The 19,010-nt window shown below is 60.9% G+C and carries 14 protein-coding genes; 13 read left to right on the forward strand and 1 reads right to left on the reverse strand.

All coding sequences use genetic code 11. The features are described 5' to 3' along the window. The first annotated feature begins 445 nt into the window (after positions 1–445). The 9 genes from ptsP to L0U81_RS29845 all read left to right on the forward strand — a co-directional run bounded on the left by ptsP (position 446) and on the right by L0U81_RS29845 (position 10,833). Complete coding sequence (ptsP, locus tag L0U81_RS29805) at positions 446–2,986, forward strand: phosphoenolpyruvate--protein phosphotransferase (protein WP_233809175.1); 2,541 nt, start codon at positions 446–448, stop codon at positions 2,984–2,986. Between the two features lie 22 nt (positions 2,987–3,008). Next, positions 3,009–4,793, forward strand: a complete 1,785-nt coding sequence (ptsG, locus tag L0U81_RS29810) for a PTS glucose transporter subunit IIBC (RefSeq protein WP_233809177.1) — start codon at positions 3,009–3,011, stop codon at positions 4,791–4,793. Positions 4,794–4,825: 32 nt separating this feature from the next. Then, positions 4,826–6,415, forward strand: coding sequence for an aspartate:alanine exchanger family transporter (locus L0U81_RS29815; protein WP_233809179.1), 1,590 nt, complete (start codon positions 4,826–4,828; stop codon positions 6,413–6,415). A gap of 57 nt (positions 6,416–6,472) precedes the next feature. Further along, entirely contained in the window at positions 6,473–7,468 is a 996-nt protein-coding gene (locus L0U81_RS29820; protein WP_233809181.1) for a 2-hydroxyacid dehydrogenase, read from the forward strand. A gap of 6 nt (positions 7,469–7,474) precedes the next feature. Continuing rightward, the gene (locus tag L0U81_RS29825; RefSeq protein WP_233809183.1) at positions 7,475–7,621 is read left to right on the forward strand and encodes a hypothetical protein; all 147 of its coding nucleotides are present in this window, start codon (positions 7,475–7,477) and stop codon (positions 7,619–7,621) included. A 98-nt stretch (positions 7,622–7,719) separates the two neighbouring features. Further along, a complete protein-coding gene (locus L0U81_RS29830; RefSeq protein WP_233809185.1) occupies positions 7,720–8,532 on the forward strand; it encodes a gamma-glutamylcyclotransferase family protein in 813 nt (270 codons plus the stop codon). A gap of 310 nt (positions 8,533–8,842) precedes the next feature. Then, entirely contained in the window at positions 8,843–9,256 is a 414-nt protein-coding gene (locus L0U81_RS29835; RefSeq protein WP_233809187.1) for a hypothetical protein, read from the forward strand. Positions 9,257–9,469: 213 nt separating this feature from the next. Beyond that, positions 9,470–10,408 (forward strand): 3D domain-containing protein, encoded by a 939-nt coding sequence (locus tag L0U81_RS29840; RefSeq protein ID WP_233809189.1) that lies wholly within the window; start codon positions 9,470–9,472, stop codon positions 10,406–10,408. 2 nt (positions 10,409–10,410) lie between these two features. Further along, positions 10,411–10,833, forward strand: coding sequence for a hypothetical protein (locus tag L0U81_RS29845; protein WP_233809190.1), 423 nt, complete (start codon positions 10,411–10,413; stop codon positions 10,831–10,833). Between the two features lie 1,301 nt (positions 10,834–12,134). Here L0U81_RS29845 and L0U81_RS29855 read toward each other — a convergent pair. Next, entirely contained in the window at positions 12,135–14,138 is a 2,004-nt protein-coding gene (locus L0U81_RS29855) for an eCIS core domain-containing protein (RefSeq protein ID WP_233809192.1), read from the reverse strand. Between the two features lie 1,012 nt (positions 14,139–15,150). Here L0U81_RS29855 and L0U81_RS29860 point away from each other — a divergent pair. From L0U81_RS29860 to L0U81_RS29875, 4 genes are all read left to right on the forward strand, one after another. After that, positions 15,151–16,107, forward strand: a complete 957-nt coding sequence (locus tag L0U81_RS29860; protein ID WP_233809194.1) for a sigma 54-interacting transcriptional regulator — start codon at positions 15,151–15,153, stop codon at positions 16,105–16,107. A 277-nt stretch (positions 16,108–16,384) separates the two neighbouring features. Beyond that, positions 16,385–16,615, forward strand: a complete 231-nt coding sequence (locus tag L0U81_RS29865; protein WP_233809196.1) for a hypothetical protein — start codon at positions 16,385–16,387, stop codon at positions 16,613–16,615. Positions 16,616–16,711: 96 nt separating this feature from the next. Beyond that, positions 16,712–18,457, forward strand: a complete 1,746-nt coding sequence (locus L0U81_RS29870; RefSeq protein ID WP_233809198.1) for a phage tail sheath family protein — start codon at positions 16,712–16,714, stop codon at positions 18,455–18,457. Between the two features lie 23 nt (positions 18,458–18,480). Further along, complete coding sequence (locus L0U81_RS29875; protein WP_233809200.1) at positions 18,481–19,008, forward strand: phage tail protein; 528 nt, start codon at positions 18,481–18,483, stop codon at positions 19,006–19,008. Positions 19,009–19,010 lie beyond the last annotated feature (2 nt).

Consider the following 19,010-nt stretch of genomic DNA (forward strand, 5'->3'; position numbering starts at 1 on the left):
AGTTAAAGGAGACGATTCACGCCAATCAGCAAAAGACCATGCCCATCTCCGGCCGAGAAATCGAAAAGTTCAGGAACTCATGTGCGAGATCGCCTCGTCTTGCAATCTGCGCTCAGTAACATATGCTCATTTGCAGAGCGCGTTTAAGGTTCTTTTTCCGGAACCACGGTGCAAGGGAGTGCCCACAGGCGCAAGGCGTCCCGGCAAAGCAAAACAGCGCCGTCGCAGCGCGCCTGACGTGTCTCCGTTCACCCGTGAAGCGTTCGCATGAGTGGTGGACTCGATCTTCAACCAGTATGCGAAATGGCTAGACGTGGCTGATTCAAATGCTGGCGTACCGCTTCCGCAATCATGAAATCAGGTTTCTGTCACTGACGCGTTGGTGATGTGCGCCGCTCGCGTGTCGGTGAACGGCGCGAACATCAATATATAAGGAGTCCTGGAGATGCAAGCTCCTCAGCGTCCTCTGCGCGTCGAGTTGATGGCGCCACTCTCGGGCGTACTGGTGCCTCTCGATAGCGTGCCCGATCCGGTCTTCGCCCAGAAGATGGTCGGCGATGGCGTGTCGATTGATCCGACTTCGGATGAACTGCTGTCACCGCTTGCCGGCAAGGTCACGCAACTTCATAGCTCCGGCCACGCCATCACGATCACCGGCGACAACGGTCTGCAAGTGCTGCTGCATATCGGGCTCGACACGGTGTTGCTGCGCGGTGAGGGCTTCATGCCGCTGGTCAAGGAAGGCGACGCCGTCGCGGCGGGCACGCCGCTGATCCGCTTCGACCCGATCGTGGTCGGCGCAAAGGCAGCCAGCCTGCTCACGCAAATGGTGATCGCCAACGGCGAGCTCGTCACGCGCTACGTTCCCGCGCACGGCCTTGTCGTCGCCGGCACCGACGTCGCGCTATACGTCGAAATGGTCGGGAGCATGGAGGACAAGGATACGGCCGGCACCAGCGGCGCCATCCTCTCCGACGAGATCACGCTGCCGAATCCGGCGGGACTGCATGCGCGGCCCGCTGCGCTCGTCGCGGTCGAAGCAAAGAAATACCAGTCGCAGATTCGGCTCCTGCGCGGCGACGATAGCGTAAATGCGAAGTCCGTCGTCGCGATCATGGGACTCGCAACGAAGTTTGGCGACAAGCTGCGCGTCGAGGCCCGCGGTCCCGACGCGGGTGAGGCGGCGAGCAGCGTCGCGCGTCTGCTGGCCGAGGGCTCGGGCGAAAAGCCCGGCGACGCACCTGCGCCGGCTGCGGCACCTGCGCCCGCTGCGCCGGTGCCAGCGCCAAGCCAGGCGGCTCCCGCCGACGCCGACGAATACATCGGCGTATCCGCTTCGCCTGGGCTTTCCGTCGGCAAGATCGTGCAGTTCCGCCAGCAGGTCATCGAGGTGAACGAAGCGGGCGAGTCGCCGCAACGCGAACGCGCGCAACTCGAAGCGGCACGACATCAGGCGCGCCAGCAGATCGAAGCGCTCAAGGCGACGCTCACCGATCCGTCGAAGGCGCAGATTCTGGAGGCGCATCTCGAACTGCTGGACGATCCCGACCTGAACGACACCGCGATCGGTAGCATCAGCGCAGGCAAGAGCGCCGGGTTCGCGTGGCGCGATGCGTTCCAGACGCAGGCAAGCATGCTCGAAAAGCTCGACAATCCGCTGCTGCGCGAACGCGCCGGCGATATCCGCGATGTCGGCCGTCGTGTGCTCGCGCTGCTCGCCGGCGCGAAGCAGGCGCCGATCGACGTGCCCGACGAGTCGATTCTGATCGCCGAGGAACTCTCGCCGTCCGACACGACATCGCTCGATCGCAGCAAGGTGCTCGGCTTTTGCACGACCACCGGCGGCGCGACGAGCCACGTCGCGATCCTCGCGCGCTCGCTTGGCATTCCGGCGATTTGCGGTATCGACCCACGCGCGCTGCAACTCGCCGACGGCACGCCGGTCGTGCTGGACGGTTCGCGCGGCAGCTTGCGGCGCAACCCGAGCGCCGACGAACTAGAGAAGGCGCGCGAACGCATCAGACGCCAGGCCACCAAACGCGAAGACGACAAGCTCGCGGCGAGCAAGCTCGCAATGACGGCCGACGGCCACCGGGTCGAAGTCGTCGCGAACATCCGCAATGCGCAGGAAGCGCGCGACGCGGTCGAGGCCGGCGCCGAAGGCGTAGGTCTGTTGCGTTCCGAGTTCCTGTTCGACGCGCGAGACACCGCGCCATCCGAAGACGAACAGGCCACCGAATATTGCGCCGTCGCAACTGCGCTGGGCCGCGAGCGTCCGCTCGTGGTCCGCACGCTCGACGTCGGCGGCGACAAACCGCTCTCGTATCTGCCGCTGCCGAAGGAAGACAACCCGTTTCTCGGTCTGCGCGGTGTGCGCGTGAGTCTGGAGCGTCCCGACATCTTCCGCACGCAACTGCGCGCGATCCTGCGCGCGGCGCCGCTTGGCAATCTGCACGTGATGTTCCCGATGATCGCCACGGTCGAGGAAGTGCGGGCGGCGCGCAAAATCCTGCTCGAGGAAGCCGGCGATCACGCGGCGAGCGTGAAGGTGGGCGTCATGATCGAGGTTCCAGCCGCCGCGCTGATCGCCGAGCCGCTCGCACGCGAAGTCGACTTCTTCTCGATCGGCACGAATGACCTGACGCAATACACGCTCGCGATGGACCGCGGCCATCCGCAACTCGCGAAGCAGGCCGACGCACTCCACCCGGCGGTGCTGCGCCTGATCGGCATGACGGTCGATGGTGCGCACCAGCACGGCAAATGGGTCGGCATATGCGGCGGCATCGCCTCGGATGCGATGGCGGTGCCGGTACTCGTGGGCCTTGGCATCGACGAGCTTTCGGTGAGCATTCCCGCAGTCGGTTCGATCAAGGCCCAGCTTGCACGCGTGACGCTCGACGAATCACGCACACTCGCCGCCGAGGTGCTGCGTCTGGGCACTGCCGCCGAAGTCCGTGCGCATCTGTCACGCTTTGCCGATTGAGCGGATCAACAGGAGACCAGCCATGTTCTCGCATGCCTTCGGAGTCCTCCAGAAAATCGGCAAATCGCTGATGCTTCCAGTCGCCGTGCTCCCCGTGGCCGGCCTGCTGCTCGGTCTCGGCTCCACCGACTTTCACGGTTACGTGCCGGCCATCGTGCTCGCACTGATGAAGAACTCGGGCGACGTGATCTTCGCCAACCTGCCGCTGATCTTCGCCATCGGCGTCGCGCTCGGCTTCACCGAGAACGATGGCGTATCGGGCGTCGCCGCAACGATCGGGTTTCTCGTGATGACGGCGACGTTGGGTGTGATCGCCAAGATAGAGGGCCTCGAACCCGACATGATCATGGGCATTCCGTCGATCCAGACCGGCGTGTTCGGCGGCATCCTCGCCGGTGGTCTGGCGGCCTGGATGTTCAACCGCTACTTCCGCATCGCATTGCCGCCGTATCTTGGCTTCTTCGCCGGCAAGCGCTTCGTGCCCATCGTGACGGCGATCGGCGCAATCGTGCTCGGTGCGATCCTGTCCTTCGTGTGGCCGCCGATCGGCAGCGCAATCAAGGCCTTCTCGCATTGGGCGGCGGTTTCGGACCCGCGCACCGCCGCCACCATCTACGGTTTCGTAGAGCGCCTGCTGATTCCGTTCGGCCTGCATCACATCTGGAACGTGCCGTTCTTCTTCGAAATGGGCAGCTATGTCGATCCGACGACCGGCAACACGGTTCACGGTGACATCACCCGATATTTCGCGGGCGACCGAACCGCGGGCATCCTGTCAGGCGCGTTCCTGTTCAAGATGTTCGGCCTGCCTGCCGCCGCGATTGCGATCTGGCATTGCGCGAAGCCGGAGAAGAAGGTGGCCGTCGGCGGCATGATGGTTTCGGCCGCGCTGACTTCTTTCCTCACCGGCATCACCGAGCCGATCGAATTTGCATTCCTGTTCGTCGCGCCGGTCCTTTACCTCATTCACGCCTGCCTCGCGGCGTCGGCGCAGTTCGTGGCCAACACCCTGGGCATGCGCATGGGCTTCACGTTCTCGCAAGGCGGCATCGACTTTCTGATGTTCAACCTGATTGGCGGGAAGGCCACGCACGCCTGGTACGTTTTCATCCTTGGTCCGATCTACGCGGTGATCTATTACGGGGTGTTCCGCTTCGTGATCACCCGCTTCAACCTCAAGACACCCGGCCGCGAGGACGACACGGAGGACACGGCGGCGGTTGCCGCGGGCGGCGAGGGGGGACGGTCGCGCGAACTCGTGCTCGCTTTTGGCGGCCGCTCCAATATCACGAGTCTCGACGCATGCATCACGCGGCTGCGCATCTCCGTGAAAGACCCGGCGCGCGTCGACGAACACAAGCTCAAGGCACTAGGCGCCGCGGGTGTGGTGCGAGTGGGCAACGGTGTGCAGGCGATCTTCGGGCCGTTGTCGGAGAACATGAAAACCGACATGCAGGAGTATCTGAAGACAGCGGGCGCGGACGCGGATCTGCCGCCGGCCGGCGCGCCTGGCGTGGCAGCGGCGACTGCTACGGCTCCAGCGGCTTTCGTCGCCACAGCGCAAAACTCGCCGCAAGAGACGGCGCGCGCGGAACAGATTCGTGCGGCGCTGGGCGGCGCGACGAACATCAGGAAGCTCGACGCGCTGGCCGCTACGCGGCTGCGTGTCGAGTTATTGGACGCGTCGCGAATCGATGCGGCCGCACTGAAAGCATCGGGCGTGGCCGCGACACAGGCATTGAAGAACGGCGCACTCGATCTGATCGTGGGCCTCGATGCGGCAAATCTCGCGGGCGCGATGCGATAGGGCGTTGATTCGGCCACCCATAGGGGGGCGACATGGATGCAGTCAGAGCTTTCCTCGAGAATCAGCCGCTGTTCGCGCTCTTTCTGACCATTGCGGTCGGCTATCTGATCGGCGAAATCAACATCAAGGGAGTGGCTCTGGGCTCCGGGGCCGTGCTGTTCGTCGGACTGGCACTCGGCGCGTTCGCGCCGAAATCCGCGCCACCGGCGGTGCTGGGCACGCTCGGTCTGCTGCTGTTTCTTTATGGCATCGGCATTCAGTACGGCACGCAATTTTTTCGCGGGCTCACGAGCCGGGAGGGCATGAAGGCCAATGCGGCCGCATGTCTCGGCGTCATCGTTTCAGGTCTCGTGGCGTGCGCCTTCATCCATTCCGGCATCACGCTCGCCGATGCGCTCGGGATGTTCGCGGGTAGCGGCACCAGCACGGCGAGCTTGCAGGTTGCGATCTCGTCGATGAAGAGCAACGATGCCGCCGTGGGTTATAGCGTCGCCTATCCGTTCGGCGTGGCGGGGCCGATCCTGTTCCTCTACGCGCTGAACGCTGCTCTGAAAGTCAAGATCCGGAAGCCAGATGCGAAGTTGATGGAGACCGCGGAAATCGCGCTGCGCAATGCCAGTCTCTTCGGTCTCAGGCTGCCGGAACTGCGGGGCCACCTGCCTGCCGGGGTGGCGATCGCGGCCGTGCGGCGCGCGCACCACAACCAGCTGCCCACCGACGACTTCACGCTGCGCGCCGACGACGTCCTTCTCGCCACCGCCATCGACCGCCGCCTGCTTGACGAAGCAACGGCGCTGTGCGGCGAACTGCAACCCGGCCGCATCACGAGTCATCGGGAAGACCTGGACTATATGCGTGTGTTCGCGTCGAATCCGTTGGTCGTCGGTATGGCGCTCGGCAATCTCCGCTTCCCGGACGGCGTGAACTGCGAGATCGCGCATGTGCGGCGCGGCGACGCCGATCTGCTATCGACGCCAGACCTCGTTCTCGAAGCGGGCGACCGCGTCGGCCTGATCGTCAATCCCGCGCACCAGGCTAGGGTCCGCGCGTTCTTCGGCGATTCGATCAAGGGCACGGCCGACCTCAGTTTCATCTGCCTTGGCATCGGTGCGGCCGCGGGGCTGCTCGTCGGCGCGATTCCGCTGCGCGTGCCCGGTCTCGGCGCGTTCAGCCTGGGTCTGGCGGCGTTGCTGCTGGTCGCTCTGTGCCTCGGCAAGGCGCGCCGCAACGGACCGTTCGTATGGGTGATGCCGCTTTCGGCGAATCTCGTCCTGCGCAATGTCGGGCTCACGATTTTCCTCGCGCAGGTCGGCATTTCTTGCGGACCGAAGTTCATCACGACCGTGGGCACCGCCGGGCCGATGCTGCTGCTCTTTGGTGCGATCACGCTGTTGGTGCTCGTCGGCGTCACAGCTATCTGCTGCCTGTGGGTCTTCAGGCTGTCTTTCGATACGTCGGTCGGCGTGATCTGCGGCGCGACCGGCAATCCGGCGATTCTGGCCTTCGCCAACCGCATCGCGCCGACGGATCAGCCCGACATCATGTACGCGATGATTTTTCCGTCGATGACCATCGTCAAGGTGCTTTTCGTGCAGATCGCGATCGCGATTGCCGCTAGCTAGACGGGCCTGCGCCGCACGCGAACGGAAGTCGAAATCCAGGTTGCAGAGGAGTACATGATGGAAGTGGCGATATTCAGCTCGACGCGCTATGAACGCCAGTATCTCGACGAGGCCAACAAGGTCGAGCAGCACAAGCTGCGTTACTTCGACGTCTTGCTGGAGATGGACACCGTCGGTCTCGCCGCGGGCTACGGCGCGGTCTGCATCTTCGTCAACGACAGGGCGGACGCACAGGTGCTGGAAGCGCTGCGCAAGGGCGGGACGGGCCTGCTCGCATTGCGCTGCACCGGCTTCAACAACGTTGACCTCAAAGCCGCAGCAAGGCTCGGCGTGAAGGTGGTGCGCGTCGTTACGTATTCGCCGAACTCCGTCGCGGAACACGCGGTCGCGCTGCTGCTCGCAATCAACCGCAAGGTGCACCGCGCGTACAACCGCACACGCGACTCGAACTTCTCGCTCGACGGGCTCACCGGCTTCGACCTTTGTGGCAAGACGGTCGCGGTGGTCGGAACGGGCAAGATCGGCTGCGTGTTCGCGAAGATCATGCTCGGCTTCGGCTGCAAGGTGATCGGTTTCGATCCCTATCGCTCCGCGGAATTCGAGGCGCTCGGTCTGGACTACGCGAAGCCGGGTGAGGTCGCCGAGATGGCCGACATTATTTCGCTGCATTGCCCGCTCACGCCCGCGACATACCACATCATCAATTCCGAGACGCTCGAGCAGGCGAAGCCGGGCGCGATACTCATCAACACGAGCCGTGGCGGGCTGATCGATACCGAAGCCGTCATCGAAGCGCTGAAGTCCGGGAAGCTCGGCGGGCTTGGGATCGATGTCTACGAACAGGAGGCGGATCTCTTTTTCCGCGATCTCTCCAGCGACATCATCACCGATGACGTCTTTCAGCGCCTCGTTTCGTTTCCCAATGTGATCGTCACGGGGCATCAGGCCTACTTGACGCGTGAGGCGTTGACGACCATCTGCGAAACCACGCTGAAAAGCATCACCGCCTTCGAGAAGAATGAGCCTTTGAAAAACGAGGTGAAGGACGGATAGCGGTGCATGTCTGTGTGGATTGAGAGCGCCGTCGATACGGAACTGCAGTCGTACGATTTTCCAGAAATGCTGCGCCAGCGCGACCTATTGGTGATTCAACTACTGGAATCGAAGCGAAATCTTTCACAGATTCCGTATATGAACGGTACCTGAATGAATCTGCCGTTCTTGCGGCTGCCTGACGCGGGCAGTTGCCGGGCGGCCCAGTTAAGGCGATCATCTGCCGCAATGCATTGGACGGAGATCTGACGATGTCGGCGATGGCAAAGATTCGAGCATTCGTTGTGGCACTGGCGCTTCTTGGCTCGGCGGTGCGCGCGCAGACCACCGACTTCTGGGGAACGCGCCTCCCCGATCAGCCGACGCAGTTCATCTTCGGTTACGGCTCGCTCATCAACACGTCATCGCGCGACGCGACGGCCGGCAAGCCGATTGCGGCGATTCCGGTGCGCGTCGCGGCGGCGTTCGGCTACGTGCGCAGCTGGAGCGACCGCGCGAGTTCAGGGTTCACGGCGCTCGGCCTGCGGCGGCCGTTCGAGGGCGAGGCGCCGATGACGATCAACGGAGTGATCTATCCCGTTGCCGGCAACGACATGTCCGCGTTCGACGAGCGCGAGAAGGGATACGTGCGCGTCGAGGTGCCGCACGCACTCATCGAGGCCGTGTCATGGCAACCGCTGCCGGCGAAGGGAACTGTCTGGGTCTACGTGCCGAAGGCCGAAGGCGAGCCGCCGGGCGAAGGGCTTCCAGTGCCTGACGCGAGGTTTCCGCTGGTTCAATCGTATGTCGATGTGGTGATCGAGGGCGCGCTCGAGTATGGGCCGGAATTCGCGCGCGAGGTCATCGAGACGACCCGGGACTGGAGTCCCTACTGGCTCAACGATCGTACGCTCGCGCGCAGGCCCTGGGTGTTCGACAAACAGTACGCGCAGGTCGATGCACTGCTCGCGAATTCGGCGCCCTGTTTCGCGCAGCGAGCGTTCTCCGAAAACTTTGCTGCGACGAGCGCGGCCATCGCCAGGCGCAAAGGCGATGTGTGTCTTCGGTATGCGCATGGTCGCTAGGGCGCGGACGCGGATCGAGGACAAGGATCTCGCGTTTCTCTCGATATTCTGTTCAGTAGTCCTGCTGTAACTGTCGGGGAAAGACACGAACACCGGAACATGATCGAGGTCATGATCCGGATCAGTGAGGGCTACCAGCGCATCAATGTTTGTTGAGCCGCGAACCGGAAAGATGCATCTTAAAATGAGATACCCGGAATTGTCGTAAATGTTTGTCAAAACGGTTCTATCCCAATTTAAAGCTGTTGACCGTGACCCCGTCTGGATGGTTAATTTGTCGGGTGTTGTCTGATAGACAAGAAGAGGACGAATGGAGCAGCAGAAACAGAAAGGCACCGAAGGCAAGGAGGAGTGCCATCTTTGCCGGATCACATATTCGATATTCTCCACTTTCCCGTCGATGCCGTCCGCAATGGCTTTGAACGTCGAAACCGGCGATTTCTTTCCGATGGATACGCTTCATTCGTATTCAACCGGTTACGAAATGGCCGAGGCCTTGGGATACGCGTGGGCATGCAATTGTCGCGAGCGCTCACGGCAGCGTTTCGATGAACAGTTCGTGCTGAGAGATGGTGCGGGGAGACCATTCACGAACGCTCACTATCGGGTGCGTGTTGGCCCGAACGTAATCGCAAGTGGCGTCACGGACGAGGAGGGCCGCACGCAGCGAATCACCACCAAAGACGCGCGGGGGCTATCACTTGAAATTGGTAGAGGAACGTGATGCGAATTCATCACGGCAAGCCGCACAAGCAGCGCCCTATGACGAGCAATTTACCCTGTTCGATGAAGTACGCCGCTCGCTCGCATATGTGCGAGACAGGATCGTTGTTGACGAAGAAGGAGAGATAGCGAGGATCATGAGCGGGAGCGGACAAACTGAGTGCGAAGCTACGCGCAGAGCATCAAGCCTTGAAGTTCAACTGGAGCAGTCGGAATGCCGGAAAGTAGAAATTGGGTAACGGTTCACGACAGTGCATGTACAAACACAAATCCGGACTCATGCGTTGAAGTCAGGATTGCATCGAACCTGTTGTCATGGGAAATTCCGGATAACAAGTATGGCGACAAGTTGCCTGTAATTCCATCGTCCGCGCGTGTGCAGCACGGAAAGATTCTCTACCGTCTGCCGATCAAAGCTACAGTAAAAAGCCGTGCCGGCGTTCCTCTCGCCGGTCGTACTCTATCCGTCAAGAGCAATCGTGTGCACGATACTGTGCGGGTTTCACGCCCGACCGATTTAAGCGGCTGTGCAATGGTGATACTCGAATCGCGCGAGCCGGGCGACTTGACGTTATCAGTCGAGGATGACGACATAACGGCATTGCCTTTGCGCATAACGCTGAAAGAGGCATGGTATGAAAGTACCTTCTTGATTACTGGATATCACGTTTGCTTTGAAAGCGATTTCACAGGAAAGCAGGTACTTGCACGGGGCACGAATGATTGCCATAAGAGAGACTTTCTATACAGTGCGCGTGGCGTAGTCATGCAAGGCACAGGGAAAGCGTCAAATGGTCGATACATTCGACCAACGCAGGTAAACTCGGGCTGGCATCGCAACAATCGTGGTAATCGCGACTATCTCGACAATCCGGAAGGTGTGGCATTTACTTATACAGACTCGGTGCAAGGCGCGTATGGTGCCGTCAGAGAGAGTCACTCAATCGCCGTTGATCCCAACGTAATTCCAAAGCGTGCTCATGTCACTATCGAAATGGTCGGCAATCGTTTTGCGGATGATACAGGAAGCGCAATCATCGGGCATCATATAGACAATTTTGTCGGCGCTGGCGCAGCCATACAGGAAGCATGGGAAAACGGACCGGTAAATAACACGCAACGAAAGGTTAAATATATTGGCTTCGGGGGTTGAAAATGGGAATTACTAAATATCTTTCACGCGCAATGATAGCAGGCTGCCTAAGTACAGTCCCAATCTCGTTTGCCTATGCTGATGGTTCCGTTAGCTTTACATCGGATATCGCTCCGATGATGAAGGGGCGCCCAATTTTTGAGCAATTCATAACCCAATCATTTTCAATTGCCGATACGGGATGGGGAATTCGGATAGACAGCCCGACAATGCCGAATATGGGTGGCGCCCGCATGGGACCATATAGATTTAATGCGATCTGGCATAGCCAAAAAGGCGACATTCCTGTTACCCTCATAATAGATACAAAAACTCAATTTTTTGACATCCACCATCGAGAGATTGTTGGTGGTGATCTGAGAAAAACAATATCAATCAGAGAGACTTTGGATTCCATAGAGATTGAGCCGCCCAAAGAAAATTAGTAGTCCGGTCGTGTTCCAACTATTCGGATATTTAGTGGTGAGTCAACCCGGCTTCGGCAGGGCTTTTTGCTGCGAAAAGGCCCGCGAGCGGGCCTTTTGCCGTTACGCCTGATTCCAGCGATTGACACGTTGGGGCGACCCGTAACGACGCCACTTGTTCCGTTCTGTTGCGATCTTTTCCAGTAGCCGTAGCACTTCTTCACGTTTGTGGGCTTTATCCGCCTGTTCCATAGCGGCCCGATATTCGTCCGGCGTTGGCACGATGCCATCACAGAACCGGTTCACCACCACGAGGAGAGATCGAATGGAGCAACAGAAACAGGAAGGTACCGGAGGCAGGGAGGAGTGTCATCTATGTCGCATCACATATTAAATATTCTCCACTGTTCCGTCGATGCCATCCGCAATGGCTATGAACGTCGAAACCGGCGAATTCTTTCCGCAGGATAGGCTTCGGTCGTATTCGACCGGCTACGACATGGCAGAAGCCCAGGGTTACGGATGGGCGTGCAATTGTCACGGGCGCTCCCCGGTCATCGCGCGCGATAGGCGTACGGGGGGCGGAATTCGGGGCAATCACATTGATCACTTCAGCGGCCCCGGAAGTGCGGCCACAGAAGCATGGCGAGCATCCGGTGGCGATCTTCAAAACGCGCGTGTCAAATTTCCTGGTACCTGACATGAAACGATTGTTCCTGCTCATTTTGCTTTGGCCGGTTGTTTCGTTTTCCCTTGAGTGAACTGGTTCCGTTAACTTTAATTCTTCGATTGTGCCGTTATTGAATCAGAACCCTACACTGAGACAATTCGTCCTTTGCGGCTTTGACATCGTTAGCGATCCAATTGGGACTCGGATAGGAAACGTTCAATCGAAGGCACTAGGCGGTACCAGGATTGGGCCATATTCTATGTGGGCGAACTGGCGTAGCGCCACAGGCGAATACCCCGTTATCCTTACGGTGAACACTCAAACCACGTTCCTGGATAAACATGGTCGATCCGTTGGCGGGAATCTTTCGAAAGGGGTGCGAATCGTCGAGCACGTCGAGAGCGTGAATATAGCGCCACCTGAAAAGGACCAACCAGAAGTTACCCCTGGCGGCTTCAAACATACAGTGGACCCAAGAGTGTGCGCTAAAGCACCGACTTCTTAGTAACCAAATTGAGAGCCAAAAAGGCATCGAGGCTTTCGCTGAAATCGCAGTGAAGCCGCTTCTCGCTGTTGCGTTCCGCACTAGTCTTCGCGTCTGGCGTGAAAGTGCGGATCGTCGAATCGCAATTCGTTTGCCGGCACTCCGCCTTCAAAAACAGATGCCGGGTCTCCAGCCTTCGCTAGGTGTGCTCTTGCTCAATGCCTTCAGATCGATGCCTTGAAGATGGCCTTCCTTCTGCCATTCGATCGCCGATCCAAGATCGACTTCGACTCCTTCGATCATGACCGTTTCCTTTAGAACCGCAGCGTTTCTCTCCGTATCGGAGTCGTACAGGTTTTCCCAGCCTCTTTCCACGGCCAGCCGCAGCAGGCCGAAGCCCCATTCGCAGCCGCGTCGACCGATCCGATGACCCGCATGCACGCCGACCTCGTTCATCGACGTCCGGTTCGCCCATGCCCCATTGGTAATCAGGAAGCTGAGCGGATGGTTCGGCACGGACTGAATCTGCGCGAGCTTCGCATTCATGAACTGCCTGTTGAACCGCCGCCAGTTTGCTTTGGAACAGTCCGCGCAGGGATCCTTCAGCTGCCTCGCGGTTGTGGGCGCGCCTACCGCGACCGTGGCTACGATCTTCGCTCGCGCGCCGGATGCCGCGGCCGTCGCAGCTGTGTTGGCTGCCGCAGCGGCAGGCTGCGCAGCGGGAAGCGGCGGCACCAATCGCACGGGCGACACAGCCGGTGCATCCTCGATTGCGGGCGCCAGTTTCAGCGCCAGATTCCCCCGGGACGCTCCTGCGCTGGCTTGCGCCGCGCGCGCGGCTCCGCGACCACCGCCTTGTATGACGGTTAGTGCTGGCCGCGTTGCCTGGGTGCCGGCCGCTGCCGCTTCCTGAGCCGCCGTACCCGCCGTGGCTCGCGCTGTAGCGCCCGCGACTTCGCTGCCTGTCTCCGTAAGCGTCGCTGCACTTCCTGCGCGCGACGCGGCCACGCCAAAGCTTGCGATGAGCGCTTCGATCTGTCCGACCAACTCCGCGATCATCAGGGACTGCCGCTCTAGCGACGCCTTCTCGAAGTGGTCCAGCCAGTCGGTCACCAGGTTACGGAGCGCGGTGGGCAGGTTGAGTAGAGCCTTCGCGAAAGCGTCCCAATCCTGCTTCAAAGCCTCGAAATTGGTGAAGGCCCCTATGGCCAGGTCGTAGAGCAGTTTGAGAATGCCGTAGCCCAGCTTGATGATTCCGGTCACCAGACCGACCGCGCCCTCGCCAAAGCCGACCACCAACCCGATGATGGCGAGAATCAGCGTTTCGATTACGCCCAGGACTTCGTCTATCACACTGATGATCGTGTTGGCGGCGCCATACCATTTCGGCGGCAGATCGCCGACGCGGGCACGCAGCGCGTCGAGCGCGGCTTTTTTCGCTGCCCGTAGTCCGTTGATCAGGTGCTCGTAGGCCTTTTCCTTGAATTCGGCGTACGAGAAACGCTGAATCCGCCGGCTCATATGGGACTGCTGCACCACGTGAGCGAGTTCGTGCGCGAGCAAGCGCCTTCCGTGAGGCGTATTGGGCGCGTACTGCCCCTGGTGGAACACGATGTCTCGCCCCACCGTGTAGGCGTACGAGTTCACTGCTCCCGCCGATTCGGCCGCCTGACTGCCGGCGTGAATGCGCACGCCGCTGAAATCGTAACCAAAGCGCGGCTCGAAAAAATCGCGCGATTTCCTGTCGAGCGGCTGTCCGGGCGAGCGCAGCGTTTCATGCACGATGGAAGGCGCATCGCCCAAGGCCATTGCGCCCGCCGCCGACTCCTTTCTGCGCAGCTTTTCATCCTCCAGGTCGCACGCCGCACATTTACGGGCGACTCGCGGGTGTGCCGGACGCGGCTCCCAGTCGCGCACCGGCGTGCGCAATACCCTCTCGGCAACGCGATCGGCCTCCTGTTCGAGTGCATCGTCGGCCGCGCCGATCGCCAGCTTGCGCTGCAGGCAACGGGAGTCACTTGCCGCACGGTCGTCGAAGAACGGCCATTCGGCCTGCTGCGCATCCCGGTTCGAAGGATCGCGCCGCACCGCCGCGCTGTCTTGCCGCCGGCGCGCTAGTGCCGCGCTCGGTGCAACCACGGGCTGCTTTTTTAGCATCGGCGCGACATGCATGAAATCGAACTCCTACGGGCGTCCATCATTGCTCATGACCACGGGCGCCAGATCTCCGCCCAATTCCGTGAGGTCGGACCACTCGCTATCGGCCGAGTGCAGAGACGAGGAGCGAGGTCGAGCATCCAATGCCGCGCGCACTACAACAACCCGGATCGACAAACGCCGTGTCGCTCTCATGCGGGCGCCGAACATTGAAATTACCAGGCCGGCGAATCGTGCGGAGATGAAAGCATCGGCACATCGCATGGCTCCTTGAACGATAGGCCACCGCAGTTACCAATACAAGTCAGGGAAACAGACAGACGGATGCAGATAGTAAAGGCAAACCTCTGTTCGGCATGCGAGTCGTGGTGGATGCAAATAGCCAGGTGGTCACTGCATTTCCGATCAAATAGCATCCGGGATGGTCGCCGCGAAGTTCATCCGTAAGCGCCAAGGCTAAAGGCACGGGACAATGTGGCAAAGAAATGTGTCAGAAAATGCAGTCATAAAATGCGCGGGTATTGCTTAAGGTTAGCGCAGCGATGGATGGAAGCGCTTCTATCGTGATACTGCCCGGCGATTCGCTCCTTTCGTTGTTTGATTGTTGCGCTGCGCTGCGCCGCACTCGCATCGGACCCCGTTGATACGCATGGCCAGGCAATCAAGGCCAGATAAACAACGGATTGGCGGATTCCCGCTAATGCCCCGTGCAGATGCCATCAATTCACCGGTGACCGCGTTAAAAAACTCCAGAGTCAGCTCGTCTTCGTATCGGGATTTCCACTCGATTCGATTTCTCGGGAAGGCCGGACTTGCTGGATAATCGCAAATTTGCGTACTAGACTGATTTTGCCATCCGCATGGGCAATTGCGAGTGTTGGCGGAGGCAAAAAGAAGATTGCACGGAGCGGTTGTCCACGTAAAGTTCCGGGCCAGAATAATTCACGCTAACTCGCGCGTTTCGAACGGTCCGATGCAATGGGCGGCAAGGCGGGACGGACGAGCCCAATAGCGGGAGCGACCTCCGATGATTGGTCAATCGTCAGCCTTTGTCCACACGCGCAGGCTCATCGAGAGAATCGCGCGCTGCGAGGCGCCCGTGCTGATTGAAGGAGAAACCGGCACGGGCAAGGAACTCGCGGCCCGCGCGATCCATTACGGTGGAAGCCGGCGCGATGGACCGTTCGTGCCGGTCAATTGCGGCGCAGTGCCCGGCGATCTGGTGGAGAACGAACTATTCGGCCACAAGCGAGGGGCTTTCACCGACGCCAACGTTGAACAGCTCGGGCTGGTTGCGCACGCGCGTCACGGTACGCTCTTTCTCGACGAGATCGACGCGTTGCCGCTCAAGGCGCAAGTGTCGCTATTGCGCTTCCTGCAAGATCAGCACTACCGACCATTGGGCGGACCCGAAAGCATCAGGGCCGATGTCCGGCTGGTCGCGGCGGCCAATTGCGATCTGTCGGCGTTGGTGGAGCGCGGCGGGTTTCGGCCGGATCTGCTGTATCGCCTGCGCATCATGTTCGTGACGCTGCCGCCGCTGCGCGAGAGGCATGGCGATATCCCTTTGCTGGTTCAAGCATTCCTGTGCGAATGCAATGAACGTTTCGGACTCGGCGACAAACAGGTCCATCCCGCCACGCTCGCGTGGATGAATCGCTACCGCTGGCCCGGCAACGTGCGCGAACTCGAAAACCTCATCTATCGCGAGTATCTGCTCTCGGACGCGACCACCATTCACATTGATCCGCCTGCGGGGATCGACGGCAAAGTGCCGGACGGTCAGGCCGGGCTCGCACCGTCGATGCATCTCGAAGACTTTCGCACTGCCAAGATCCGCGCGATCGCGGAGTTCGAATCACGCTATCTGGCGTGCGCGCTCAACGCCGCCGGAGGCAACGTGACGCGCGCCGCGCGCCTCGTCGGAAAGGAGCGGCGCGCATTCGGCAAGCTGCTGAAAAAGCACGGCATCGAACGCTTGTAGCGCGTGCGTCGTCGGTGGGGCAGCGGCGACCCGGGTCGTGAGCGTAAGTGCGTTCTTTTTGCCCCACCCGCAGCGCTGCGGCGCGTAACGGACAGACGCTCCATGTTTCGTCGCGGCACATGCCCGCGCACATCGGGCCGGCATTGCGACGCATTTCAGCGCAATGCGACCCACGCGATCGCAGCGACGGCCCACCTCTTGCTTTGATTGCTCCACCGCGCAAAAGACATTCGATACCGGTAGACGAGTGGAACCAGACGAAGCAATTCTTCGATGCTTGTGTGACGCGATTCTGCGCTATCTGGCTCGACACCCGGACGCAGCGGACACCGCTTGCGGCATAGCGAACTGGTGGCTGCCCGTCTCACAGCGCGACGTGAGCGAACGAATGATCGAGCGTGCGCTCGATCGTCTGGTCGAGGCGGGGCAGGTGACGAAGTACTTGCTGATCGATGGCACCGCGCTGTACGCGCACCAGGTGACGGCACAGGATGACAAAGCGCGCTGAAGACCAGGTCCGTGCGGCGCGCGGGTAATGCAGGCGTCGCCTGTTCGATGGACTCGCGGTGGGAGACAGACAACCGCATTTTGCTGGGAGTGATCCATGCCTGTTACGTTGACTTATCCAGGTGTCTACGTCGAAGAGGTATCGAGCGGGGTGCACACCATCACGGGCGTCGCGACATCGATCGCTGCCTTCGTCGGTCAGACACCGAAGGGGCCTGTCGAAGTCGCCACCAATGTCTACAGCTACGGCGATTTCGAAGCGACCTTCGGCGGCCTGAACGTCAATATGATGCTTGGGTTCGCCGTGCGCGACTTCTTCCTGAACGGCGGCAGCGAGGCGATCATCGTCCGGCTCGTCGCCGGCACCGTGGCCCCGCCCGCCCCAGCGCTTGGACCCGCTCCCGCGCCTGGACCCGCACCGGCGCCTGGGCCTGCACCGGCTCCCGCGCCGGCCCCTGCACCCGGACCTGCCCCGGCCCCCGCGCCCTCCCAACCGCCCGCACCCGCCGCGGCGGCGCAGATCGCGATCAAGGGCTCGACCGGCGATCTGCTGCTCAATGCAGCGAGCGTCGGCACCTGGGGCAACACGCTGAGCGCGTCGGTCGACTACACGATGCTGCCGGTCACCGACCCGACGAAGCGCAAGAACTTCAATTTGACGATCGTGCAGAACAGCACGGTGCCGTCGCCGTCATCGTCTTCGTCGCCCGGTTCATCGAGCGCGTCGACGGCCATCGCGATGGAAAAATTTCTGAATCTGTCGATCGATCCGGCCAGCCCCAACTACATCAGGAACGTGCTCGTCGACCAGTCGTCGCTGGTGCGCGTGGCGGACTCGATGAGCGATCCGCTGCCGGTGCCGGCCGAAACCGGCAAGACCCCGGCGCTGGCCGACGGCAACGGCCAGGACGGCGGCCCGCTGAAGGATTTCGACGTGACGGGAGAGGGCGCAGACAACTTCATCCAGAACAAGCATGGCATCTACGCGCTCGACAACACAGACATCTTCAATCTGCTTTGCATTCCTCCTTTCGTGCAAGGGGGCACGCTGTCCACCTCGGTGGTCACGGATGCGGTCAGCTATTGCCAGACCCGCCGCGCGATGATGATCGTCGATCCGCCGGCCAGATGGGGTACGGCACAGGGGGCGTTGGCCGAGGCCAGCGACCTCGGCAAGAACGTCGGCGCGTACAGCCGCAACGCGGCGATCTTCTTTCCGCGCTTCAAACAGCCGAACCCGCTCATGAACAACCAGATGCAGGAGTTCGTGCCGTGCGGCGCGATCGCCGGCGTGTTTGCGCGCACCGATGGCCAGCGTGGCGTGTGGAAAGCGCCCGCCGGCGTCGATGCGACGCTGGTTGGCGTGCCGCAGCTCACCGTGCCGCTTCACGACGGCGAAAACGGCAGCCTGAACCCGCTCGGGGTGAACTGTCTGCGTACGTTCCCGGTGATCGGCCGGGTCGTCTGGGGCGCGCGCACGACCATGGGCGCCGATGTCATTGCGGACGACTACAAGTACATCCCGGTGCGCCGTCTCGCGCTCTATATCGAAGAGAGCCTGTATCGCGGCACCCAGTGGGTGGTGTTCGAACCGAACGACGAACCGCTGTGGTCGCAGATCCGGCTGAACGTCGGGGCCTTCATGCAGACGCTGTTCCGGCAGGGCGCGTTCCAGGGACAAACGCCAACCGACGCGTACTTCGTGAAGTGCGACAGCGAATCGACGACGCAGAACGACATCAACCTGGGCGTCGTGAACGTGATCGTGGGCTTTGCACCGCTCAAGCCGGCGGAGTTCGTGGTCATCCAGTTGCAGCAGATCGCTGGGCAGATCCAGGTCTAATCCAACCCTCGACGGAGACAATGATGGCCGAGTTCACCGTGAATGCCCAGCGCTTCGATCCGTACAAGAACTTCAAATTCCGGATCAAGTGGGACGCGAAGTACGTGGCGGGTATCAGCAAGATGAGCGCCCTCAAGCGCACGACCGAGGTGGTCAAGCATCGCGAAGGGGGCGACCCGAGCACCAGCCGCAAGTCGCCCGGCAAGAGCGAATACGAAGCCGTCACGTTGGAGCGTGGCGTGACGCACGACACCGAGTTCGAGAAATGGGCCAACAAGATCTGGCAGTACGGCGCGGGGCTCGGCATGGAGGTGTCGCTGCAGGACTTCCGCAAGGACCTGATCATCGAGGTCTATAACGAGGCGGGGCAGCTGGTGATCTCCTACAAGCTTTATCGCTGCTGGGTCTCCGAGTATCAGGCGCTGCCCGACTTCGATGCGAATGCGAACGCGGTCGCGATCCAGCACATCAAGCTGGAAAACGAAGGGTGGGAACGCGACCTGAGCGTCACCGAGCCCAAGGAGCCGACCTTCACCGTGCCGTCGCCGTGAGC

Origin of the sequence: Paraburkholderia sp. HP33-1, assembly GCF_021390595.1 — a bacterium.
GTDB lineage: Bacteria > Pseudomonadota > Gammaproteobacteria > Burkholderiales > Burkholderiaceae > Paraburkholderia.